A 23752-nucleotide genomic window follows, 5' to 3' on the forward strand; every position below is an offset into this window, starting at 1 on the left:
ACACTTGTCCTCATTCGCGCAAACTTGGTGCCGGCGATGGCCGGCAGGAAAACTCAAGAAGCCAGTGGCGATACTTGCCAAAGCCCGTTCTGCAGAATCAATTGCCGGTCGCAGTCCGCTTCACGGGCGGCGGCCAATGGCTGACCAGGCAAGGCCTGGACAACGCGCTGACCTTCACTGCGCAACTGGCAAACCCGCTGCCAGAGTGCTGCGTCCGTACTGTCGGGCATCCAGATGCCACCAGACGGCAGCTCGACCTCAGCACGCCCCAGGGTCACCAGGGTTTTCAAATCGGTGGAAAAGCCGGTGGCCGGGCGCGCACGGCCAAAATCGGCGCCGATATCGTCATAACGACCGCCTTGGGCGATGGCTTGGCCGACCCCTGGTACAAACACCGCGAACACCACACCGGTGTGGTAGTGATAGCCGCGCAACTCACCCAGGTCAAAATACAGCGGCAGCTGCGGGAACCGTGACGACAACTGCTCGGCAATCGCCAGCACATCGTCCAGCGCAGCCAGTACCGGTGCCGGCGCATTGGCCAGGCGCTCACGCGCAGCCACCAGCACTTCACGGCCGCCGCACAGGTTCACCAGCGCACGCAGCATGTCGGCCAGATCGGCAGGCACGCCAGCGGTCAGGGCAATCACTTCATCGATGGCCTTGCGTTGCAGGGCATCGAACAACTGTTGTTCCACTTCACCGGACAAACCGGCTGCGCGGGCCAGGCCACGGTAGATACCCACGTGGCCCAAGTCCATGTGGACATCAGGTACGTCAGCCAATTGCAGCATGGCCAGCATCAAGCTGATCACCTCAACGTCGCTGCTCGGGCTGGCATCGCCGTACAGTTCGGCACCCAATTGGATCGGGCTGCGCGAAGACGACAGTGCACGCGGTTGCGCATGCAGCACGCTGCCGGCATAGCAGAGGCGGCTCGGGCCTTCGCGACGCAGGGTGTGTGCATCGATGCGCGCCACTTGCGGCGTGATATCGGCACGAAAGCCCATTTGCCGGCCCGATTGCGGGTCGATGACTTTGAAGGTGCGCAGATCCAGGTCCTGGCCCGCGCCGGTCAGCAGGGATTCCAGGTACTCGATATGGGGGGTCACGACAAACTCGTAACCCCAGCTCTGGAACAGATCCAACACCTGGCGACGCGCTACTTCAATGCGCGCAGCCTCCGGTGGCAGTACTTCTTCGATGCCATCTGGCAGCAGCCAGCGGTCTACCGTTGCCATTACGCCATTCCCCTATGATCCGGGCGGCCAGCCCTCGGCCGAGCCTTGAGTAGAGCAGAAAATACCCGCCCCTTGCATAAACCACGCGCAAGAACGACGTGACGAACGACCTATCACCGGCCTCGTCGGGCACTTTCCTCGAAAAACCTGTAACGCCTGCCGAATCAAACATGCAGACGCAAAAAAGCCGGGAATTTCCCGGCTGCCGCATCATACACCCGTTTTCTGAAAGGATCACCCCGCCAGGCGTTTTAGCCGCCCGACGGGAGTGACACCTACAGAATCACAGGCTGGTTACTTGGACTTTTCCAGGTAGCGGAAGAAGTCGCTGCTTGGGTCCAGCACCATGACGTCGGTTTTGCTCGCGAAGCTTTCACGATAGGCACGCAGGCTACGGTAGAACGCGTAGAACTCCTGGTCCTGGCCGTAGGCCTTGGCGTAGATCGAAGCAGCTTGGGCATCACCATCACCACGGGCCTCTTCAGACTCGCGATAGGCTTCGGCCAACAGTACACGGCGCTGACGATCGGCATCCGCACGGATACCTTCCGCCAACTCGTTACCCTTGGCGCGGTGCTCACGGGCTTCACGCTCACGCTCGGTGCTCATACGCTCGAACACGCTGCGATTCACTTCCTTCGGCAGGTCGATAGCCTTGACCCGAACATCAACCACCTCGATGCCCAGCTCTTTTTCCGCCATCGTGTTCAGCGATCGCGTGATGTCAGCCATCAGCGCATCACGCTCACCGGATACCACCTCGTGCAGGGTGCGCTTACCAAACTGGTCACGCAGGCCCGACTCCAGACGGCGCGACAAACGCTCGTCAGCAATCTGCTTGAGGCCGGAGGTCGCAGTGTAGAAGCGCTCGGCATCCTTGACGCGCCACTTGGCGTAGGCGTCAACCATCACGGCTTTCTTTTCCAGGGTCAGGAAGCGCTGTGTCGGTGCATCCAGGGTCATCAGGCGGGCGTCAAACTTACGCACCTGGTTGACGTAGGGAACTTTCACATGCAAGCCCGGCTGGACATCCGCCTGGACCACGCGACCGAATTGCAGCAGCACCGCACGCTCGGTCTGAGCCACGATGTAGAAGCAGTTCCAGGCAGCGATGACCACGACGACGCCCACAATCAGGGCGGTCAGCGATTTATTGCTCATCAACGACTCTCCCTGGTACGTGTTTGCTGTTGCGACAAGTCAGCGGCCGCACGGGCGCTCGCTTCGTTGGCAGCGGCATTGGAACCGGTGGACGGTGCGCCGGTGCTGCTACGACCACCTTCGATCATCTTGTCCAGCGGCAGGTAGAGCAGGTTGTTCTGCCCGCCTTTGCTGCCAGTCACGAGAACCTTGCTGGTGTTGCTGAAGACTTCCTGCATGGTATCCAGGTACAGACGCTCACGCGTAACTTCCGGCGCCTTGCGGTACTCGGCGACCAATTTGGTAAAGCGATCCGCCTCACCCTTGGCACGGGAGACCACTTCGTCGCGGTAACCATTGGCATCCTCAAGGATACGCTGGGCCTGACCACGGGCTTCCGGCACGACGCCGTTGGCGTAGGTTTCAGCCTGGTTGCGCGAACGCTGCTCGTCTTCACGGGCACGGATCACATCATCAAAGGCTTCCTGCACTTCGCGCGGCGCGGCCGCGTTCTGTACGTTGACCTGGGTGACGGTAATACCGGTGCGATAGGTATCGAGGAACCGTTGCAGGCGCTCCTTGATTTCGCTGGCCATCAACTCACGACCTTCGGTCAGCACCTGGTCCATGGCGGTAGAACCCACCACGTGGCGCAGGGCGCTTTCAGTTGCGTGTTGCAGGCTGATTTCCGGCTGGTCAACGTTCAGCACGTAGTCCTGCAGGTTGCTGATCTTGTACTGCACGGTCAGCGGCACTTCGACGATGTTCTCGTCTTCGGTCAGCATCTGGCCCTGCTTGGTGTAGGCACGCTCACGCGTGACATTCTCCATGTACTTCTTATCGATCGGCGGGAAGTAGATGTTCAGGCCCGGGCCGACGGTTTCGTAGTACTTGCCGAAGCGCAGCACCACGGCTTGCTCCTGCTCGTCCACCACGTAAACGGCGCTGTACAGCCATACGGCCGCCAGCACGACAAGACCCAGGCCAAGCAGGCCATAGCCACCGCCCTTGCTTGTGCGACCGCCGTCGTCACCACCACGTTTTTTCCCACCACCGAACAACCCATTCAGGCTTTCCTGCAGCTTTCGGAAGGCCTCGTCGAGATCTGGTGGCCCTTTGCGGTCGCCATTATTGCGGCGTTTACCACCCCAAGGATCCTGATTATTCGAGTTGCCACCCGGCTCATTCCAAGCCATAGCGCTCTCCATCTGATAAAGCAAAGACGCACCCACGGCGCGCCGACCAATGCTACAGAATGCCTGCCACCGCGGCACAACCGCTTTGGGAGGCTTTTATTGCAAAGTGTGTTGTTCGATGAACTCTGCCGGTATAACGCCTTCACGGCTGACCAGCCGATTCAGCTCCGAGCGCGGCAATCGAACGGCCAGCAAGCTGACCCCCTCTTCGTCGTGTTCTTCTTTCTGTACCGCGCCCAATTCGAAAAACTGTGCACGCAGTCGAGCAAAACGCTGCGGCAAGCGCAAGGTGCCAACGAACAAATCGCCGCCGAGCAATTCGGCAATGGCTTGTTCAAGCAACTCAAGACCACTGCCATCACGCGCCGATAGCCAGACCCGCTGGGGCTTGCCGTTCTCGTCGCGCTGGATTTGTGGCTCAACCCCTTCAAGCAAATCGAGTTTGTTATAGACCTCGAGGATCGGCAAGTCCTGGGCACCAATCTCGCCCAGCACCAGCATCACCTGTTCAATCTGCAACATGCGATCCGGTTCAGCCGCATCAATCACATGCAACAGCAGGTCGGAATTGCTCGACTCTTCGAGCGTAGACCGAAATGCCTCGACCAGCTTGTGCGGCAGGTGACGAATGAAACCCACGGTATCGGCCAGGACAATCGGCCCCAGGTCGTCCAGATCCAGACGGCGCAAGGTCGGGTCGAGGGTCGCGAACAGTTGGTCGGCCGCGTACACGTCCGATTTCGTCACGTTATTGAAGAGTGTGGATTTACCAGCGTTGGTATAACCCACCAGGGACACGGTAGGGATATCCGCACGGGAACGGCCACGTCGCGATTGCTCGCGCTGGCTGCGCACCTTCTCGAGGCGACCCTTGATCTGGCGCAGGCGAACCCGCAGCAGACGTCGGTCGGTTTCGAGCTGGGTCTCACCCGGGCCACGCATGCCGATACCGCCACCTTGGCGCTCAAGGTGAGTCCAGCCGCGAACCAGCCGGGTACTCATGTGGTCAAGCTGGGCCAATTCAACCTGGAGTTTGCCTTCATGGGTACGGGCGCGCTGAGCGAAAATATCCAGAATCAGACCGGTACGGTCGATCACGCGACACTCGAAAACACGTTCGAGGTTACGTTCCTGACTGGGCGTGAGGACGTGATTGAAGATCACCAGATCAGCTTCTTCAGCGTGGACCAAGTCGCGAAGCTCCTCGACCTTGCCGCTGCCGATCAGGTATTTGGCGGTTGGCCGATGACGCGGCACGTTAAAAAACGCAACGGTCTCGGCGCCGGCCGAATTTGCCAACTCCTGAAACTCCTGCGGATCTTCGCGCGCCTCAGGGTCCTGTCCATCCAAGTGAACGAGGATTACTCGCTCACCACCACCGTGGCGCTCAAAGAACAAAGGAGACTCCTATCAGGCGTTACCTGGCTCAGCGTCAACTGCATCTTCACCTGCTGCGCTAGGCAGACGGATTGGACGAACAGGGACGACTGTCGAGATAGCGTGCTTGTAGACCATCTGGCTGACGGTGTTTTTCAGCAGGATCACGAACTGGTCAAACGACTCGATCGTGCCTTGAAGCTTGATACCGTTGACCAGATAGATGGAAACACCCACTTTCTCTTTACGTAAAGTATTCAAGTAAGGGTCTTGTAGCGAATGCCCTTTTGACATGTGCCGCACTCCTTTAAGGATCAATAATAAAAAATCGGAAAATAGATAACTTATGGCCGTCACACCCCCAAGGATAGACGGCTATTGCAAGGACTCAGCTCAATATGGAGACCGTTCCCAAGTATTTCAAGGCGCGTGACAGATTGTCGCTGTCCAGGCTGTCCAGCCAGTGCAAGTCGCTCCAGCTGCGCAACCAGGTGAACTGGCGTTTCGCCAATTGGCGCGTGGCAATGATGCCGCGCTCCTGCATTTCGGCTGACGTCAGCTTGCCATCCAGATGATCCCAGACTTGGCGATAGCCCACAGCACGTATCGAAGGCAACCCTGGATGCAGGTCACCTCTGGAACGCAGTGCTACGACCTCGTCGACAAACCCCTGTTCCAACATAATTGTGAATCTTTGTGCAATTCGATCATGCAGCACCTGGCGATTTGCCGGAGCGATGGCAAGATTCGCCACAGTATAGGGTAATTGTGGCTGTCCAGATGCGCCTGCGTCAGCACTTTGCGCACTTTGTTTCAGCCGATGTTCAGTCATGGTCTGGCCGCTGACACGCCAGACTTCCAAGGCACGCGTGAGGCGCTGGGGGTCATTGGGGTGGATGCGTGCAGCAGATACCGGGTCCACGACCGCCAACTGGTCGTGCAGGGCTTGCCAGCCAAGGCGTACAGCCTCTTCCTCAAGCTCGGCGCGCACCAGGGCGTCGGCGGGCGGCATGTCCGCCAGGCCTTCCTGCAAAGCCTTGTAATAGAGCATCGTGCCACCGACCAGCAGCGGAATATTGCCGCGTGCGGTGATTTCGGCCATGGCCGCCAGGGCGTCGGTACGGAAATCCGCCGCCGAGTAGCTCTCGCAGGGATCAATGATATCGATCAAACGATGCGGATACTCAGCCAACAGCGCTTTGGAAGGCTTCGCGGTGCCAATGTCCATGTCCCGGTAAACCAGGGCAGAGTCGACACTGATCAGCTCGCACGGCAGCACCTTGGTCAGCTCGATGGCCAGGTCGGTCTTGCCGGCGGCCGTTGGGCCCATCAGGAAGATCGCGGGGGGCGAGGCACTCATCAACGGCCGCGCAAGAACAGTTTGTCCAGATCGTCCAGGCCCATCTGGGTCCAGGTCGGTCGGCCATGGTTGCATTGACCGCTGCGCTCGGTGTTCTCCATATCGCGCAGCAGGCCGTTCATTTCCGGCAGGGCCAGGCGGCGGTTCGCGCGGATGGCGCCGTGGCAGGCCATGGTGCCGAGCAGTTCGTTGATGTGCGCCTGGATGCGGTCGCTGGTGCCGTATTCCATCAGGTCTGCCAGTACGTCGGCGACCAAACGGTTAGCCTCGGCCTGCTTGAGTAACGCGGGAATCTGGCGGATGGCCAGGGTTTCCGGCCCCAGTCGTTGCAATTCAAAGCCCAGCTTCTGGAACACAGCATGGTGCTCTTCGGCACAATCTGCCTCACGCTGGCTGACCGCAAGGGATTCCGGCACCAGCAACGGCTGGCCGCTGAGGCCTTCGCTGGCCATGGCAATCTTCAGGCGCTCGTACATGATCCGCTCGTGGGCGGCATGCATGTCCACCAGCACCAGGCCGTGGGCGTTTTCCGCAAGAATGTAGATGCCCTTGAGCTGCGCCAATGCATAACCCAGCGGCGGAATATCACCGCCACCCTCCGGCAAGGCCACAGCAGCGCCAGGCTCGGCCCCGGGCAGCGGCGCGAAAAACTCGCGATATGCCGCCTGGGCCTCGGCCACTGGCACTGCCGACTGCGGGCGTGGCGTGTATTGGTACTGGTAACCCGCACCCGAACCAGAACCCGGCGTGGTGTACGACGGCTGCGGCTGTGGCGATTGCAGCAGGTTTGCCGCCAGGCTCATTTCGCCCTGAGGGCCGAACTCACCCGCTTCCGGGCCGCTCGGGCGGACCATCGCCGTCACAATCGGTGCCGACAGTTGATCATCCGGACGCACGTCACCCAAGGTGCGGTGCAAGGTGCCGTAGAGGAAGTCATGCACCATGCGCCCATCACGGAAGCGCACTTCGTGTTTGGTCGGGTGCACATTGACGTCCACCACCGATGGGTCGACCTCGAAGAACAGCACGAACGTCGGGTGCCGCCCATTGAACAACACGTCGCGGTAAGCCTGACGCACCGCGTGGGCCACCAGTTTGTCGCGCACAGCGCGGCCGTTCACAAAGAAGTACTGCAAGTCCGCCTGACTGCGGGAGAAGGTCGGCAAACCGACCCAGCCCCACAGCCGCAGGCCATTACGCTCGATTTCAATCGGCAGCGCCTGCTCCAGGAAACCCGCGCCACAAATCGCCGACACCCGGCGCGCGCGCGCGGCGTCATCATGGGCTTCATGCAGGCTGAGGATGGTCTTGCCGTTGTGGCGCAGGTGGAAAGCCACGTCGAAACGGGCCAGGGCCAGACGTTTGATGACTTCTTGCAGGTGATCGAATTCGGTTTTTTCGGCCTTGAGGAATTTGCGCCGCGCCGGTGTATTGAAGAACAGGTCGCGCACCTCTACCGATGTACCGACCGGATGGGCTGCCGGCTGAACCCGAGGCGCCATGTCGCGGCCTTCGGTTTCCACCTGCCAGGCTTGGTCGGCGTCACGGGTGCGCGAAGTCAGGGTCAGGCGCGCTACGGAGCTGATCGAGGCCAGGGCCTCACCGCGAAAGCCCAGGCTCATCACGCGCTCAAGGTCTTCCAGGTCGCGAATCTTGCTGGTGGCGTGACGGGCCAGGGCCAGCGGCAGGTCATCGGAGGAGATGCCGCTGCCATCGTCACGTACGCGCAGCAGCTTGACGCCGCCCTGCTCCACATCGACATCAATGCGCTTGGCACCGGAGTCGATACTGTTTTCCAGCAGCTCCTTGATCACCGACGCCGGGCGCTCAACAACCTCGCCCGCAGCGATCTGGTTAGCAAGGCGCGGGCTCAGCAGCTCAATGCGCGAGCCGCTGTTCAGGGTGGGCTCACTCATTACTGCGCCGCCAATTCAGTGCCAGGGATGGTCAACACCTGGCCGACTTTCAACTCATCCGTCTTCAGTTTGTTAGCACTGCGCAAGGTAGCGGCCGACACTTGAAAACGCACCGCCAGCATGGCCAGAGTATCGCCCGGCTGCACGCGATGGTCACGCGGGCCTTGGGCGATTTTCCCCGAGTCACGCAGCCAGGCGATGTAAGTGCCCGGCGGTGGGTTCTGCTGGAAGAACTGGCGAATACCGGCGCTGATGGAGCGCGACAGGGCCTGCTGGTGGCTGGCGCTGGCCAGCTTCGAGGCTTCCTTGGCATTGGAGATGAACCCGGTTTCTACCAGGATCGACGGGATGTCCGGCGACTTCAACACCATAAATCCTGCTTGCTCCACACGATGCTTGTGCAGCGAAGTGACTCGACCGATATTGCTCAAGACCTTCTGGCCGACGTTCAAGCTGGAGGTCAGCGAAGCCGTCATCGACAGGTCGAGCAGCACCCCCGCGAGCATTTTGTCCTTGTCATCGAGGGACACGTTGCCGGCGCCGCCGATCAAGTCGGAACGGTTTTCACTGTCGGCCAACCAACGCGCGGTCTCGGACGTAGCGCCGCGATCCGACAGGGCAAACACCGAAGCACCGAATGCAGCGGTCGAGGGCGCGGCGTCGGCGTGAATCGACACAAACAGGTCGGCGCCTTTCTTACGGGCGATTTCAGTTCGGCCGCGCAACGGAATGAAGTAGTCGCCGGTACGGGTCAGCTCGGCGCGGTAGCCTTTCATGCCATTGACCTGGCGCTGCAGCTCACGGGCGATGGCCAATACCACGTCTTTCTCGTGCTGGCCGCGCGAACCGGAAGCACCTGGGTCTTCACCGCCGTGGCCGGCGTCGATCACTACAATAATGTCGCGCTTGCCTGCCGGGGCCGGTGGCGGCGGTGGCAGCTTGACCTGGGGTTGCGACGGGCTCACCGGGACTGCCGGCACCGTTGCCACGCTTGGCGTTGGGGCCGGCGGCGGCGCGGCATCGGCGGCGTTGTCGAACAGGTCGACCACCAGCCGGTTGCCATATTGGGCGTTTGGCGTCAGCGAGAAGCTTTTCGGCGTTACAACCTTTTTCAGGTCGATCACCACGCGCAGGTCAGTGGGCGTGCGCTGGGCCGAGCGTATAGAGGTAATCGGGGTGTTGGCAGTGGATACCTTCAACGGCGCGGCCAGGGTCGCGCCGTTGATGTCGATCACCAGGCGATCAGGAGACGTGAGAGTAAAGACGCTGTGCTGGACCGGGCCAGACAGGTCGAACACCAGCCGCGTGTTATCCGGCGCTCGCCACAGGCGAACACTCTTCACCTGTGAAGCAGCCAGAGCATTGACAGTCATTGCCGCAAGCAACACCCCCACGACAGCAACCAACGCGCGAAAGCGCATACCTAACCCCACCAATTATTTGAATTCCAATGCCAAAGCGGCGCACCACGACTGGCCGCGCGCGCTCTGGGGCAACAACTTCAACTGACGTCCGTGCTCATGCGGCGTAATGGTAATGGTCAGGTCCGGCTTTGGCAAAAAGCCTGTGCCTTTATCTGGCCACTCAATGAGGCACAACGCATCTTCATCGAAGTAATCACGGATGCCCATGTACTCCAGCTCTTCGGGGTCTACCAGGCGATAGAGGTCGAAGTGGAAGGCGCGTACTGCACCGATCTCATAGGGCTCGACCAGGGTGAATGTCGGACTCTTCACCGCCCCCGCATGACCCAAACCGCGAATAATCCCCCGGGACAACGTGGTCTTGCCCGCCCCTAAGTCACCTTCAAGGAAGATCAGCCCGGCCCCGGCCGTGACCTGGGCGATGCGCTGACCGAAGGCAACCATGGCGTCTTCATCGGCCAGGAAAAGAATTACTTCAGGCACGGCGACTGTTCCTCCAACAATTGACGAATGGCGGGTATCAGATCGCTCGCAGCCAGCCCTCGTCCAAAAGTACCCTGACGGTCCCCCGCCGTGGCGTGCAACCACACGGCCAGGCAGCTTGCTTCATAGGCGTGAATGCCCTGGGCCAGCAGTGCGCCCACCAGGCCGGCCAACACATCGCCGAGCCCTGCCGTTGCCATCGCCGGGTGGCCTTGGTCACATCGCGAAACACGTCCGTCTGGGCTGGCAATCAAACTGCCAGCACCCTTGAGGATAGTCACTGCGTTGAATGTCTGGCTCAACGCGCGCGCCACCTTAAGGCGATCGGCCTGAACCTCGGCTGTCGAAATGCCCAACAAGCGCGCGGCCTCCCCTGGATGCGGGGTGATCACACAGTTGGCCGGCAGAGCCACGGTGCCGGTGGCGAGTTGATTCAAGGCGTCGGCGTCCCAGACCTGCGCCTGTTTAGCGTTTGCGGCAGCAGAAAGCAGGCTTTTGCCCCAGGAGGCGTCTCCGAGCCCTGGCCCGATCACGATGACCGAGATCTTTTCCAGCAAGCCCATTAATTGATTAGCCGAGCTGACCCCCACGGTCATGACTTCCGGCAAACGCGCCAACGCAGCAGGCACATGCTCCAGGCGCGTTGCCAGGGACACCATGCCGGCGCCACTGCGCAAGGCACTTTCGGCGCTCAACAGCGCAGCGCCGCCAAAGCCGCGGTCACCGCCAATGACCAGCAGGTGACCGAACTGACCTTTATGGGCGTCCGGGGAGCGCGCAGCCAGTTGCGGCAAATGGCCGGGCAACAGGGTCTGTACGTCGGTTATTGCGTGTTTTGTCTGCGGCATGCGTCTTCAAGCTCCGATGTCTGGCAGAATTATACCTATCTAACCTGTGGTTTCCCGTGTCTCATGCCCGCCATTACCTCCGATCTGCCCGCCCTCGCCCAATCAATCAAAGACTGGGGCCGCGAGCTGGGCTTTCAACAAGTCGGCATCAGCGGCCTGGACCTGGCCGAGCATGAGCAGCACCTGCAACGCTGGCTCGACGCGGGCTACCACGGCGAGATGGAATACATGGGCGCCCACGGCAGCAAACGCTCCCACCCCGACGAGTTGGTGCCGGGCACGTTGCGCGTCGTCTCGCTGCGCATGGATTACCTGCCAGGCGATACGCAGATGGCTCAACTGCTGGCCCAGCCAGAAAAAGCCTACATCTCGCGCTACGCCCTGGGCCGCGACTACCACAAACTGATTCGCAAGCGCGTGCAGCAATTGGCTGACCGCATCCAGGCGCAGATCGGCCCCTTCGGTTTCCGTGCCTTTGTCGACAGCGCGCCGGTGCTGGAAAAAGCCATCGCCGAGCAAGCTGGCCTGGGCTGGATCGGCAAAAACACCCTGGTGCTCAATCGCAAGGCCGGCAGCTACTTCTTCCTGAGTGAGCTGTTTGTCGACCTGCCGCTACCGGTTGACGCCCCTCACAGCACCGAACACTGCGGGCGCTGCACCGCGTGCCTGGACATCTGCCCCACCAACGCCTTTGTCGGCCCCTATGTGCTGGACGCGCGGCGTTGTATTTCCTACCTGACCATCGAGCTCAAAAGCGCCATTCCTGAAGACTTGCGCCCATTGATCGGCAACCGAGTGTTCGGCTGCGATGACTGTCAGATCGTTTGCCCATGGAATCGTTTCGCCCGCGCCACCGCAGAAAACGATTTCAAGCCACGCCACAACCTGGATAACGCAGAATTGGCCGAGCTGTTTATGTGGGACGAGGATAAATTCCTCAGCAGCACCGAAGGCTCGCCCCTGCGCCGTGCCGGATACGAGCGCTGGCTGCGCAACCTGGCGGTGGGCCTGGGTAATGCCCCCTCAAGCATTCCGGTGCTGGAAGCCTTGAAGGCGCGTCGGGACTATCCGTCGGAACTGGTGCGCGAGCATGTGGAATGGGCACTGAACCAGCACGCCACCCGCTAGTGCACGTCGTCGTTATAGACGAACTTGGGCATTTCCCAATGGAAACGGATCGCCAGCAGGCGCAATAGAAAGCCGCTGAACAGGGTCAGGAGTATTGCCTGTTCGCTGGGCAGCTCCAGATAAAGGCACAGCAGGTAAAACCAGGCGGCGAGGAACGACACGCTGGCGTACAACTCGCGGCGGAAAATCAACGGAATGTCGTTGCAGAAGATGTCCCGCAGGATGCCACCGAACACGCCGGTAATCACGCCGCTGACCGACGCGACCAGCATGCCGTGGCCCATTTCCAGGGCGGTCATACAGCCGATCAACGTGAACGCCACCAGGCCGACGGCGTCCAGCGCCAGGAACAACGAGCGTAGGTGGCGCATCAGCGGGGCAATAAAAATCGTCACTAACGCCGCGATGGAGGTCAGCACCAGGTATTCCGGGTGCTTGACCCAGGTCAGCGGATAATGGCCTAGCAACACGTCGCGCACCGAGCCACCGCCCAACGCCGTTACACAGGCGATCAGCACCACGCCAAACCAATCCATGCCACGCCGGCCGGCGGACAGGGCACCGGTCATGGCTTCGGCGGTGATGGCGATGAGGTAGAGCATCAGCAGCATGGTGGCGATCCTTGCGATTAGGCCGGCAGTCTAATCATTTGGTGGTGGCACCAAAAGGGGGCGCTAGTCGAAAGACCGAGTCGCCCCTATCGCAGGACCAGGCGCCACAGACTCAAGCCTTGATGAAATGCTTACGGTAATGCTGCAACTCGGCAATCGACTCGCGAATATCATCCAGCGCCAAGTGGGTGCTGCCTTTATGGAAGCTGTCTTTGACTTCCGGCGCCCAGCGCGCAGCCAGCTCTTTAAGCGTCGATACATCCAGGTTGCGGTAGTGGAAGTAACTCTCCAACGCCTTCATATGCGTATAGAGGAAGCGACGATCCTGGCAGATGCTATTGCCGCAGATCGGCGACTTGCCCTTCGGCACCCATTTTTCCAGGAAGGCGATGGTTTCAGCTTCGGCTTCGGCCATGCTGATGCGGCTGTCGCGCACGCGCTGGGTCAGGCCAGAGTTGCCGTGAGTGCGGGTGTTCCACTCATCCATGGTGGCCAATACGGCATCGCTGTGGTGGATGGCGATCACCGGACCTTCGGCCAAGGTGTTGAGGTTGCTGTCGGTGACAATGGTCGCCATCTCGATGATGACGTCAGTGTCGGGGTTCAGACCGGTCATTTCCAGATCGATCCAAATCAGGTTCTGTGGGTTTTGCATGGCTTGATTCTCTTGGCACCTTGGCGTAGCTGCGCAGTTTAGCAGGCAGGGCCGTGCTAGACTCGCGACCGTTTCACCTAAACCTTTGCATTATCGACACGGAACACCAATGGCCAAACGCCAGCTCAATCGACGCCAAAACTGGCGCATCGAAAAGATTCAAGGTGAGCGCGCCGCACGCGCCGCCAAACGTGAATCCTCCGCGGTAGAAGCGCTCGAGGGCGGCGACCTGGGGCCCGAACAGACGGGCCTGGTGATCGCGCACTTTGGTGTGCAGGTCGAAGTCGAGGCGCTGGAAGGCGAACTCGCAGGCTCGGTCTCCCGCTGCCACCTGCGCGCCAATCTGCCTGCGCTGGTCACCGGCGACAAAGTGGTCTGGCGTGCCGGCAACCAGGGCATCGGCGTGATCGTCGCCCAGTTGCCGCGCAACACCGAACTGCGCCGCCCCGACAGCCGAGGTCAACTCAAGCCGGTAGCGGCCAACGTCGATATGATCGTGATCGTGTTCGCGCCGTTACCTGAGCCGCATGCCAACCTGATCGACCGCTATCTGGTAGCAGCCGAACATGCCGGCATTCGCCCGCTGTTGCTGCTGAACAAATTCGACCTGATCGACGAGCAGAATGCCCCGGCGCTGAATGCGCTGCTGGCGGTCTACCGCACGCTGGGTTACCCGGTGCTGGAAGTCTCGGCGCATCACGGTAACGGCATGGAACAACTGCAACAGCAGTTGGACGGGCACATCAGCGTGTTCGTTGGCCAGTCGGGCGTGGGTAAATCCTCGCTGGTCAACAGCCTGTTGCCGGAAGTCGACACCCGCGTGGGCCCGCTGTCGGAACTGTCCGGCCAGGGCACCCACACCACCACCACCGCGCGGTTGTTCCACTTCCCCGGCGGCGGTGAGCTGATCGACTCCCCAGGCATCCGTGAATTCGGCCTCGGCCACGTCAGCCGCAGCGACGTGGAAGCGGGCTTCATCGAATTCAATGACCTGATCGGCACCTGCCGCTTCCGCGACTGCAAACACGACCGCGAGCCAGGCTGTGCGCTGCTCAAGGCGCTGGAAGATGGCCGTGTGCAGCAGCAGCGGATGAACAGCTATCGGTCGATTATTGCGAGTCTGCCGCAAAGCACTCACTAAACCGCTCCCAGAAGGTAGATACAACAAGGCCGCGATCATCGCGGCCTTGTTGTATGTGGACATCTACGAACCCGTACCAGGCACCGTAGGATCCTTCACGCCACCATCATCAAACAAATTCAGCTTCTGACGCAGCTCATGCGCCGGCAACGGCTCCTGCCCTGGCGGTATGGCGTTCGGGTCGGCCGGTACTTCACCCGGCGCACCTGCGCCTGGGGTGGGTTGCGGCGCCGGCGGCTGATCACCTTCAATCGCACGCTGGGCCTTTTTGGTCAGCACCACGATATCGATACGGCGGTTGGACGGGCTTAACGGGTCTTGATGATCAAACAGCTGCGAGGAGGCAAAACCCACCACGCGTGCCACTTGCGGGTCCGGGTAGCTGCCGGCCACCAACACGCGGCGTGCAGCGTTGGCGCGATTGGCCGAGAGTTCCCAGTTGCCGAAGTCGCCCTGGACCGCATACGGCTGGGCGTCGGTGTGGCCGCTGATGCTGATCTTGTTCGGCACCGTTTTGATGGTGTCGGCCATGGCCAGCAGGATGTCTTCAAAGTACGGCTTCAGGCGCGCGCTGCCGGAGTCGAACATCGGCCGGTTGGCCGCGTCGATGATCTGGATGCGCAGGCCTTCAGGCGTGATTTCGAACGAAATCTGATCCTTGAATTTCAGCAGTTGCGGGTTTTCCTCAACCTTGGTCTGCAACTCTTGAAGCAACAGCCCAAGGCGTTCCTGCTCGACCTGCTCAGCCATGGATTCGACAGTGTCGCGCTCGATCGGGATTTTTTCCTGCGGCGCTTCGGTCTTGACCTCTGGGTTAATGGTGCGCTCAGGCGCCAACTGCGGCGAACCGCCCAGGTCGATCACGAAGGGCGTGCCGCTTTCCGAGAAACCAATCGGGTCTTTGAAGTAGCCGGCGATGGCGATCTTCTGTTCGGGGGTGGCGGTGGACATCAGCCACAGCACCAGAAAGAACGCCATCATCGCCGTCGCAAAGTCGGCGAAAGCGATTTTCCAGGCACCGCCATGGTGCCCCGCAGCGAAGCGCTTGACGCGCTTGATGATTATCGGCTGGTTGTTTTCCATGGCTTAGCGACCGCGAACCGCTTGTTCCAGCTCGGCGAAGCTTGGGCGATGTTTCGGGTACAGCACCTTGCGACCGAACTCCACCGCCAGCGAGGGCGGCACGCCGGAAGCGGAGGCTACCAGGCTGGCTTTGATCGATTCGTACAGGTTGATTTCTTCCTTGGCATCATGGGCCAGCGAGGTGGCCAGCGGGCCGAAGAAGCCGTAGGCCGCGAGAATACCGAAGAAGGTACCTACCAGCGCCGCACCCACGTGCATACCGATGGCTGCCTGGTCGCCTTCGCCCAAGGAGGCCATGGTCACAACAATACCGAGTACTGCCGCAACAATACCAAAACCCGGCATGCCGTCGGCGATGCCTGTCACCGCGTGAGAGGGATGCTCCAGCTCTTCTTTAAGGCTGAACAATTCCATGTCGAACAGGCCTTCCAACTCATGGGGGGCCATGTTGCCGGAGGACATGATGCGCAGGTAGTCACAGATGTAGGCGGTCATGCGCTCATCTTTGAGCACGGCCGGGTACTTGGCGAAAATCGGACTGGCCGAGGCGTCTTCGATGTCGGCCTCGATGGCCATCATGCCTTCGCGGCGGCTTTTGTTGAGGATCTCGTAGACCAGCCCCAATACCTCCAGGTAGAAGGTGTGGGTGAAGCGCGAACCGAACATGCTCAGGGATTTCTTGAGCACGTGCATGGTCATGTAGCCAGGGTTCGCCTGCAAGAATGCGCCGAACGCCGCACCACCGATGATCAGCACTTCGAAGGGCTGGATCAGCGCAGCAATTTTACCGTGGGACAGGACGTAGCCACCTAGCACACTTGCGATGACGACGATGATGCCGATAATTTTAGCCATAGGAGATGAGTACTTGCGCCGTCGGGTTCATGGACATATTGGGGGGAACTGAAAACTCTTGTTCCTCTTATCGGCAAAACTGCGCCAGACTATAGCCCGTTAAGGCGAAAAGCCAGTTCGGCCCGCTCCGGGCGTGTTGACCGCAAGTGATGATCTCGCCCCAATCATGGCTAATGAAACGACAGTCCCAACTGCAAAACCTACTTCTCTCGCCGCTTGGATCAAGCGCCTGGACGATGTGCTGCTGCCTGTTCCCCAGGCCAGCCACGACCGCGTGTGCAAAGGCATCCGCGACAGCCGCAGCTCATTACGAGATATTGCCGAGCTGATGCAAGACAGCCCGGCCCTCGTGCTCAGCGTGATGCGCGAAGCCAACAGCCACACCCATGGCAGCCTGGCGGAACCGGCGGAAAACCTCGAAGTGGCACTCAACCGCCTGGGCCTCAAGCGCGCCGAGGAACTGTTGGCGCGCCTGCCTTCGGTGCCCGCCAACGAGATTCCCGTGGCGCTGCGCCAACTGTTGTTGATAAGTCAGCACGCTTCGCAGCAAGCCAACGGCTTGTTTGGCAGCCGCCTGGCACGACTGTGGCAGGACATTCACTGGGGCAGCCTGCTGTTTCTATCGCCGCTTTGGCCGATGGCGGTCGCCTACCCCAAGCTCCTGGAAGAATGGGAGCTGCGGGTTATCCACAAAGGCCAGCCAGCCCGTCTGGTCGAGCAGGAATTGTTCGGCGTGCGCCTGCTGGACCTGTGCGTCGGCCTGACCGAAGCCTGGCACCTGCCGATTTGGGTCTCCCAAGGCTACAAGCTGCTATTGAGCGAACAGCGCTTGCTGGTCAAGGCATTGCATATCGCCCGCGAAGATGACCCGCTGCACCATCAGCAATTGCTCGACGCCGAACCCAACCTGCGCCGCTGGCTGAACCAGCCGGCCAATACCGTGTTGCTGGCCAACGGCTTGGCGATGTCGGCGCAAGAGTCTTGGACCTGCCCGCACACCGAACGCTGGCAGCTCCTCACTGCGCTATACCTGCAGCAACCCTTGGGCGAGTTACAGCAACACGTCCATCAACAAGCCGTGACCAGCGCCCGCAGCACGCTGATGCCCGACCTGTGGCACCCGGCGCTGTCACTGATCTGGCCCTGGCATGTGCAGAAGATTCATCGCGGCCTGCTGCCGGCACCGCCGCCTACCGCCGAGTCGCTGGCCGTCTGGCGTAAACGTTGTACAGAACTGCTGGTAGAGCCGAGCCGTTTTGCCAACGCGATGCACCTGACCACCTGCGCCAAGGAGGCCCTGGTGGCCAGTGGCATGCAACGGGTCATGCTGCTGATGACTGATCGCGCCCAGAGTACTTTGCGCGTGCATCAGGTCGACGGCCTGCCGAAGGACGCCGCTCACCTGAGCCTGGACGTGGTCAACAGCACGCTGCTGCAGCGCCTGCTGGAAAAGTCCGCGCAGGTGCGTCTCAACCCTGAAAACCACACCCAGTTCTCAGCCTTGCTGCCACCGATCCTGCGCCGCCTGTTTACCGGTGAACACCTGCTACTGCGCTCCTTGAGCTGCAATGGCAAGGTGGTGATGCTGATGGTGGCCGACCAGGGTGGGGGACCGTTCTCGGAAACCACCGTGCAGGCCTTCGGCAAAACCGCCCAATGCATCGAGAAAGCCCTGCTCTGCTTTACCAACCGCAGCGCCTGATGCTTGCGCTACAATCGCCCTCTTTATATCGCCAACATTTGTGCCCAGGAGACCTCACATGCCTGACTTCTCTGGCTTGCCGCTGGTGATCGAACCCAGCGACCTGCTCGGTCAACTGGATGCCGAACACCTGATTCTGGTGGACCTCACCAGTGCCGCCCGCTACGCCGAAGGGCATATCCCCGGCGCGCATTTCGTTGACCCCAAGCGTACCCAATTGGGCCAGGCGCCGGCACCCGGCCTGCTGCCCAACAAGGCGGACCTGGAGAAGCTGTTCGGCGAACTGGGCCACACCCCGGACGCGACCTACGTGGTCTACGACGACGAAGGCGGCGGCTGGGCCGGGCGGTTCATCTGGATGCTCGACGTGATCGGCCATCAGAAATACCACTACCTGGATGGTGGCCTTCTGGCCTGGCTGGAAGAGGAACGCCCGGTCTCCACCGATGTACCCGCCCCGGTCGACGGCCCGGTCAGCCTGACGCTGCACGAAGGCCCCACCGCCACCCGTGAATACCTGCAAAGTCGCCTGGGTGCTGCCGACCTGGGCATATGGGACGCACGCGGCCCGCTGGAATATTCCGGTGAAAAAGTCCTCGCCGCCAAAGGCGGGCACATCCCCGGTGCCGTGAACTTTGAATGGACTGCTGGCATGGACCCGACACGCAACCTGCGTATCCGCCGCGACATGCCGCAGATCCTCGAAGGCCTCGGACTGACCAAAGATAAAGAAATCATCACCCACTGCCAGACTCACCACCGCTCTGGCTTCACCTACCTGGTGGCCAAGGCACTCGGTTATCCGCGAGTCAAAGGTTATGCCGGTTCGTGGGGCGAATGGGGCAACCACCCCGACACCCCCGTCGAGATTTAAGGTTTAAGGACAGTTATGAAAAAGCAGTTGTTTATCCTCAGCCAGTACTTGCTGCCACACCACTTGCTATCGCGCCTGGCCGGCTGCATCGCCGAGTGCCGCGTGCGCTGGTTCAAGAATGCCTTCACCACCTGGTTCGCCAAGCGCTATCAAGTGGACATGTCCCAGGCGCTGGTTGAAGACGTGACCGCCTACGAGCACTTCAACGCCTTCTTCACCCGCGCACTGAAAGACGGCGCGCGCCCACTGGATCAAACCCCAGGCGCGGTGTTGAGCCCAGCCGATGGCGCGGTCAGCCAGCTCGGCCCGATCGAACATGGCCGCGTGTTCCAGGCCAAGGGCCACAGCTTCAGCGTGCTGGAGTTGCTGGGCGGCGATGCCGCTGTAGCGGCGCCGTTCATGGGCGGCGATTTCGCCACCATCTACCTGTCGCCAAAGGACTATCACCGGGTGCACATGCCACTGGCCGGTACCCTGCGCGAGATGATCTACATCCCGGGCCGTATCTTCTCGGTGAACCAGACCACAGCCGAAAACGTACCAGAGCTGTTTGCACGTAACGAACGTGTTGCCTGCATTTTCGACACCGAACGCGGCCCGATGGCCGTGGTTCTGGTGGGCGCGATGATTGTGGCGTCGATTGAAACCGTGTGGGCCGGCTTGGTGACCCCGCCGAAGCGTGAGCTGAAAACCTTCCGTTATGACGAAGCTGCGCGCGCGCCGATCCACCTGGAAAAAGGTGCGGAGCTGGGTCGCTTCAAACTGGGGTCGACGGCGATTGTGCTGTTTGGGCCGGATCAGGTGAAGTGGGCGCAAGAGCTGGTGGCAGGTACGCCGGTGCAGATGGGCCAAGGCATCGCTGCACCTAAAGCCTGACAAAAAACCCAATGTGGGCGCGGGCTTGCTCGCGAATGCGGGGTATCGGTCGACACATCAGTGACTGAACCACCGCTGTTCGCGAGCAAGCCCGCCCCCACATTTTTTACCGCACTTATTCAGTTACAGCTGACCGTCGCGATCGCGGAAGCCCAGCAGATACAACACCCCATCCAACCCCAGGGTCGAAATCGCCTGCTTCGCCGACTGCTTCACCAACGGCTTGGCGCGGAACGCCACACCTAACCCGGCAATTGCCAGCATCGGCAAGTCATTCGCCCCATCGCCCACCGCAATGGTCTGCTCCAGACGCAAACCTTCCTTGTGAGCCAGCTCCTTCAGCAGATCTGCCTTGCGCTGTGCGTCGACAATCGGCTCCACGGCCACGCCAGTCACCTTGCCATCCACCACTTCCAACTCGTTGGCGAACACGTAGTCGATGCCCAGCTTGGCCTGCAATTGCTTGGCGAAGTAAGTGAAGCCACCCGACAGGATGGCGGTCTTGTAGCCCAGGCGCTTGAGTTCGGCGAACAGGGTTTCTGCGCCTTCGGTCAGGCGCAGGGACGCACCGATGGAGTCCAGCACGCTGACGTCCAGACCTTTGAGCAGCGCCAAGCGCTCCTTGAAGCTGGCGCGGAAGTCGAGTTCACCGGCCATGGCGCGCTCGGTAATTTCCGACACCTGCTCGCCGACGCCAGCAGCCTTGGCCAACTCGTCGATAACTTCGGCCTCGATCAGCGTGGAATCCATGTCGAACACCGCCAGGCGACGGTTGCGGCGGAACAGTGAGTCTTCCTGGAAAGCGATATCCACGTTCAGTTCCTGCGCCACGCTGAGGAACTCGGCGCGCAGAGCTTGCGGGTCGGCTGGCTCACCGCGTACGGAGAACTCGATGCAGCCCTTGCCCTTGTCAGCGGGCGTGTCCAGCGGCATGCGACCCGACAAACGGTCGATATGATCGATATTCAAACCGTACTGCGCGGTGATCGAGCTGACACGCTGCAATTGCTCAGCGGTGACCTTGCGGGTCAACAGGGTCACGATGTGGCGCTTTTTGCCCTGACCGGCCACCCACTGCTGATAATCGGCTTCGGACACCGGGGTGAAACGCACCTGTTGATCCAGCTTGTACGCCGTAAACAGGATGTCCTTGAGTACCGATGACGCCTGTTCAGTGCTCGGGATCTCAACCAGAATGCCGAACGACAAGGTGTCGTGGATCACCGCTTGGCCGATGTCGAGAATGTTCACACCACCCTGGGCCAGCACACCGGTAATCGCTGCGGTCAGACCTGGGCGGTCTTCCCCCGTGATGTTAATCAGGACAATTTCGCGCAAGGCGCACCCCCAGGCTGGAAAAAAACCGCATTCTACCCACTTTCAGTGACCATCGGGCACAGCCAGCGCTTTGCCGGCCCTAGGGCTGTCGCTATACTGCGCGTCAACTTCACGGACCAAGAGCCGAGCGCAAGTGAACCGGCCCACGCCAGTAAAAACCGATAACTTCTTCCTGCTGATCTTCCGGGCACTGCGCCACCGCCGTGTACCGATCGCATTACGCATCGCCAGCCATAACGTGATCCTGGTCGCCCTGGCCCTGGTGATCTACGCCTGCGTGATGGGTTTGCAGTTCAAACAGGCCATGCACGAGCAAGCCGACGCCCTGGGCGAGAGCCTGACCACCCAGACCGCGACCTCGGCGACTGAGCTGCTGGTGTCCAACGACATCCTCAGCCTCAACGTGCTGCTCAACAACCTGACCAAAAACCCGCTGGTGGCCCACGCGGCCATCTATAGCGTGGACAACCGGATCATGGCTGAAGCCGGGCAACGCCCGAAAAACGGCCTGCTGGGTGAAGCGCAAGGGCTCTACCAGAGCAATATCACGTTTCAGGATGTAAAGGCCGGCCAACTGCGTATCAGCCTGGACATGCAGCAATTCCAGCAGCCGATGACCATCAGCCTACAAAGCATGGGCATCCTCAGCGCGATCCTGCTGGCATTGGCCCTGGCGTTGAGCCTGCGTCTGGGCCGGCACATCTCTACGCCGCTGATGCAACTGCGCATCTGGCTGCGGGACATCGATGAAAACACCCCGGCCACTGACCGCCAGGATGAAATCGGCGACCTGGCCCGCCAACTGCACGCCAGCTTCGCCCCGGAACCGATAGTGCGTGAGGTTGAACCTGAGCCTGAGTTCGACGATACGGACTACGACGACGAGCCCGAATTTGAAGTGCAAGACGCTCCGGTAGCGGGCTTGAAGCCTGCCACCCGCCGCACGTTCAAAGCTGAAGAAGACGAACTGGACGATGAAGACCCGTTCGCCGACCTGCGCGACACCTCGGCAAGCGCCCCGGCCATGGCGCCAAAACCGGCCCCGATCAAGAGCACTGAACCCCAGTACAGCGCCGTACTGGCTGTGCAACTGGGTGCGCAGGACCAACTGCGTCGCCTGCCCCGTGCGCGCCTGACCGAATTGCTGGAACGCTACCGTGACTGTCTCGACCAGGCCGCTTCGCTGTACCAGAGCGAACTGCACACCCTGAACGATGGCAGCACGCTGATGTTGTTCCACAGCGAAGACAGCGGTGAGGACTACCTGACCAACGCTATCTGCTGCGGTGAACTGCTGCGCGCCCTGGGTCACGCCCTGCAAATCGAAGTGGCTGACAGCGGCATTACCCTGCAATTGCAACTGGGCCTGACCGTAGGCGACGACCTGTTCGGCATGAGCCAGATCGACCTGTTGCTGACCGAGATCGCACAGGACGCCTTGGCCTTGTCGCAACATAGCCGCAATTTGCTGCTGGTGGAGCGCAAGATCAGCGAAGACACGCTGATCCGCCAACGCGCACGCATCCGCCCGATTGCCAGCCCAGAGGGCGCCAGTTGCGTGGAACGGTTGATGGAGCCGTATCCGTCGATGCTGGAGCGGCAGTTGGCACGGATGCACGAGACCCGCACCAAGAACTAACGCGCTCAGTCAAATCGTGTACAAACAAAAAGGCCCGCTGAGTCAGCGGGCCTTTTGTTTGTGCGCGATTCAGATCAGAACCTGAACACTTCCATATCTGTACGAATCGGCACCGCCATCGGCATCTTCGGCTTCTGCGGCTCTGCCGGTTTGGCCTGTGCCGGGGCACTTTGCTTGCGGGGTGCCTCGGCGATCGGCGGCTGGTTGGCCAACGGCTTGAGCGCCACCGACAATTGCTGCGCCAGATGCTGCAGCAGTACACCCTGGGCCTGGACCTGGGACGCAGTGGTGCCGGCGTGTTCTTCCTGCAGATGCACGATGCGGTTATCGCGCACCTGGCCACGACGGTCGATCAAGCGCCATTGCGCATCGAGGATCGCCGGTTGCGATGTACCAGAGTCAAGCCGGGTAATAGTCAGCAACACCTGCACATCCGGGCTAAACCCGGTGGGCGCAGGCGCGAGTACAACACGCTGGCTATCCAAATGCCCCGCCACCTGGCGCAGCATCAATTGGCTGATGTCGGAGGACAAACTGCCCGCCCAGCGCCCATCGGTGGAACCTCGCAGGCTGCCGTCGTTTTGACGTTGCAGCAGTGTTTCGCGTTGCAGGTAGTCGGCTACGACCACCGGCCCCAACAAAACGGCCAGGCCAGCGCTCTGTGCTGGCTGAGCCGGACTTCCGCTGTCCAGTTGGTACAGCGACACAGGCTGATGTGTGCTGCAACCCGCCAACCCCAAAAAGCCAGCGAGCACGAAAATAAAAGGAAGGCGTGGAGCAGTCATCATCCCATCCAGGTGGCTGCCACAAGGCGAACCACAATGTAATACTAAAAATAACCTAAACACGCTCGGCCACGCCGGCG

At 60.8% G+C, this 23752-nt stretch carries 22 protein-coding genes; 6 read left to right on the forward strand and 16 right to left on the reverse strand.

Translation table 11 applies throughout. The features are described 5' to 3' along the window. Positions 1–53 precede the first annotated feature (53 nt). From AACY44_RS02955 to AACY44_RS03000, 10 genes are all read right to left on the reverse strand, one after another. On the reverse strand, positions 54–1241 hold the full coding sequence (locus AACY44_RS02955) for an ATP phosphoribosyltransferase regulatory subunit (RefSeq protein WP_339435817.1): 1188 nt from the start codon (positions 1239–1241) through the stop codon (positions 54–56). Between the two features lie 294 nt (positions 1242–1535). After that, positions 1536–2402 carry a protease modulator HflC gene (gene hflC / locus AACY44_RS02960; RefSeq protein ID WP_339529773.1) on the reverse strand — a complete coding sequence of 289 codons (867 nt, stop codon included), beginning with the start codon at positions 2400–2402 and terminating at the stop codon, positions 1536–1538. Beyond that, positions 2402–3577, reverse strand: coding sequence for an FtsH protease activity modulator HflK (gene hflK / locus AACY44_RS02965; RefSeq protein ID WP_339415654.1), 1176 nt, complete (start codon positions 3575–3577; stop codon positions 2402–2404). Before hflK ends, hflC begins: the two co-directional genes overlap by 1 nt. A gap of 96 nt (positions 3578–3673) precedes the next feature. Next, on the reverse strand, positions 3674–4975 hold the full coding sequence (gene hflX, locus AACY44_RS02970) for a ribosome rescue GTPase HflX (protein WP_339415652.1): 1302 nt from the start codon (positions 4973–4975) through the stop codon (positions 3674–3676). Between the two features lie 12 nt (positions 4976–4987). Beyond that, the gene (gene hfq, locus AACY44_RS02975) at positions 4988–5248 is read right to left on the reverse strand and encodes an RNA chaperone Hfq (protein ID WP_049710299.1); all 261 of its coding nucleotides are present in this window, start codon (positions 5246–5248) and stop codon (positions 4988–4990) included. 94 nt (positions 5249–5342) lie between these two features. Next, a complete protein-coding gene (gene miaA / locus AACY44_RS02980) occupies positions 5343–6314 on the reverse strand; it encodes a tRNA (adenosine(37)-N6)-dimethylallyltransferase MiaA (RefSeq protein ID WP_339438043.1) in 972 nt (323 codons plus the stop codon). After that, a complete protein-coding gene (mutL, locus tag AACY44_RS02985; RefSeq protein WP_445261108.1) occupies positions 6314–8230 on the reverse strand; it encodes a DNA mismatch repair endonuclease MutL in 1917 nt (638 codons plus the stop codon). The genes miaA and mutL overlap by 1 nt, the downstream gene beginning before the upstream one ends. After that, positions 8230–9651, reverse strand: a complete 1422-nt coding sequence (locus tag AACY44_RS02990; RefSeq protein WP_339415648.1) for an N-acetylmuramoyl-L-alanine amidase — start codon at positions 9649–9651, stop codon at positions 8230–8232. The genes mutL and AACY44_RS02990 overlap by 1 nt, the downstream gene beginning before the upstream one ends. Before the next feature lie 15 nt (positions 9652–9666). Next, entirely contained in the window at positions 9667–10137 is a 471-nt protein-coding gene (gene tsaE, locus AACY44_RS02995; RefSeq protein ID WP_049710303.1) for a tRNA (adenosine(37)-N6)-threonylcarbamoyltransferase complex ATPase subunit type 1 TsaE, read from the reverse strand. Further along, entirely contained in the window at positions 10125–10985 is an 861-nt protein-coding gene (locus AACY44_RS03000) for an NAD(P)H-hydrate dehydratase (RefSeq protein WP_339415647.1), read from the reverse strand. Before AACY44_RS03000 ends, tsaE begins: the two co-directional genes overlap by 13 nt. 63 nt (positions 10986–11048) lie before the next feature. Here AACY44_RS03000 and queG point away from each other — a divergent pair, with 63 nt between their 5' ends. After that, entirely contained in the window at positions 11049–12113 is a 1065-nt protein-coding gene (gene queG / locus AACY44_RS03005; protein WP_339415646.1) for a tRNA epoxyqueuosine(34) reductase QueG, read from the forward strand. Here queG and AACY44_RS03010 read toward each other — a convergent pair. After that, positions 12110–12724 carry a trimeric intracellular cation channel family protein gene (locus AACY44_RS03010; protein WP_069075149.1) on the reverse strand — a complete coding sequence of 205 codons (615 nt, stop codon included), beginning with the start codon at positions 12722–12724 and terminating at the stop codon, positions 12110–12112. The genes queG and AACY44_RS03010 overlap by 4 nt on opposite strands. Before the next feature lie 112 nt (positions 12725–12836). Next, complete coding sequence (gene orn / locus AACY44_RS03015) at positions 12837–13379, reverse strand: oligoribonuclease (RefSeq protein WP_010213620.1); 543 nt, start codon at positions 13377–13379, stop codon at positions 12837–12839. A 109-nt stretch (positions 13380–13488) separates the two neighbouring features. Between orn and rsgA the strand changes: the two genes are divergently transcribed. After that, positions 13489–14520 (forward strand): small ribosomal subunit biogenesis GTPase RsgA, encoded by a 1032-nt coding sequence (rsgA, locus tag AACY44_RS03020; RefSeq protein ID WP_339415645.1) that lies wholly within the window; start codon positions 13489–13491, stop codon positions 14518–14520. A gap of 63 nt (positions 14521–14583) precedes the next feature. On the opposite strand, the gene motB is transcribed toward rsgA, so the two are convergent. Together motB and motA are read right to left on the reverse strand one after the other, a co-directional pair. Further along, positions 14584–15603: a flagellar motor protein MotB gene (gene motB / locus AACY44_RS03025; RefSeq protein ID WP_339415644.1), complete on the reverse strand. Its 1020-nt coding sequence runs from the start codon at positions 15601–15603 to the stop codon at positions 14584–14586. A gap of 3 nt (positions 15604–15606) precedes the next feature. Beyond that, positions 15607–16458, reverse strand: coding sequence for a flagellar motor stator protein MotA (gene motA / locus AACY44_RS03030; protein WP_339415643.1), 852 nt, complete (start codon positions 16456–16458; stop codon positions 15607–15609). A 166-nt stretch (positions 16459–16624) separates the two neighbouring features. On the opposite strand from motA, the gene AACY44_RS03035 reads away from it, so the two are divergent. Genes AACY44_RS03035 through asd form a run of 3 tightly spaced genes read left to right on the forward strand, consistent with a single transcriptional unit; the run spans position 16625 to position 19910 of the window. Continuing rightward, entirely contained in the window at positions 16625–18160 is a 1536-nt protein-coding gene (locus AACY44_RS03035) for an HDOD domain-containing protein (protein WP_339455623.1), read from the forward strand. A 58-nt stretch (positions 18161–18218) separates the two neighbouring features. Continuing rightward, positions 18219–19034, forward strand: coding sequence for a rhodanese-like domain-containing protein (locus AACY44_RS03040; RefSeq protein WP_339435812.1), 816 nt, complete (start codon positions 18219–18221; stop codon positions 19032–19034). A gap of 15 nt (positions 19035–19049) precedes the next feature. Next, entirely contained in the window at positions 19050–19910 is an 861-nt protein-coding gene (asd, locus tag AACY44_RS03045) for an archaetidylserine decarboxylase (protein WP_339415640.1), read from the forward strand. Positions 19911–20033: 123 nt separating this feature from the next. Here asd and serB read toward each other — a convergent pair whose 3' ends face one another. After that, entirely contained in the window at positions 20034–21248 is a 1215-nt protein-coding gene (gene serB, locus AACY44_RS03050; RefSeq protein ID WP_027604912.1) for a phosphoserine phosphatase SerB, read from the reverse strand. Between the two features lie 133 nt (positions 21249–21381). Between serB and AACY44_RS03055 the strand changes: the two genes are divergently transcribed. Then, positions 21382–22887 (forward strand): AhpA/YtjB family protein, encoded by a 1506-nt coding sequence (locus AACY44_RS03055; RefSeq protein WP_339435811.1) that lies wholly within the window; start codon positions 21382–21384, stop codon positions 22885–22887. Positions 22888–22961: 74 nt separating this feature from the next. On the opposite strand, the gene AACY44_RS03060 is transcribed toward AACY44_RS03055, so the two are convergent. Continuing rightward, positions 22962–23672: a PqiC family protein gene (locus AACY44_RS03060; RefSeq protein WP_339415638.1), complete on the reverse strand. Its 711-nt coding sequence runs from the start codon at positions 23670–23672 to the stop codon at positions 22962–22964. Between the last annotated feature and the right edge of the window lie 80 nt (positions 23673–23752).

This window comes from Pseudomonas sp. RA_15y_Pfl1_P11 (assembly GCF_963970975.1).
GTDB classification, from domain to species: domain Bacteria; phylum Pseudomonadota; class Gammaproteobacteria; order Pseudomonadales; family Pseudomonadaceae; genus Aquipseudomonas; species Aquipseudomonas tritici.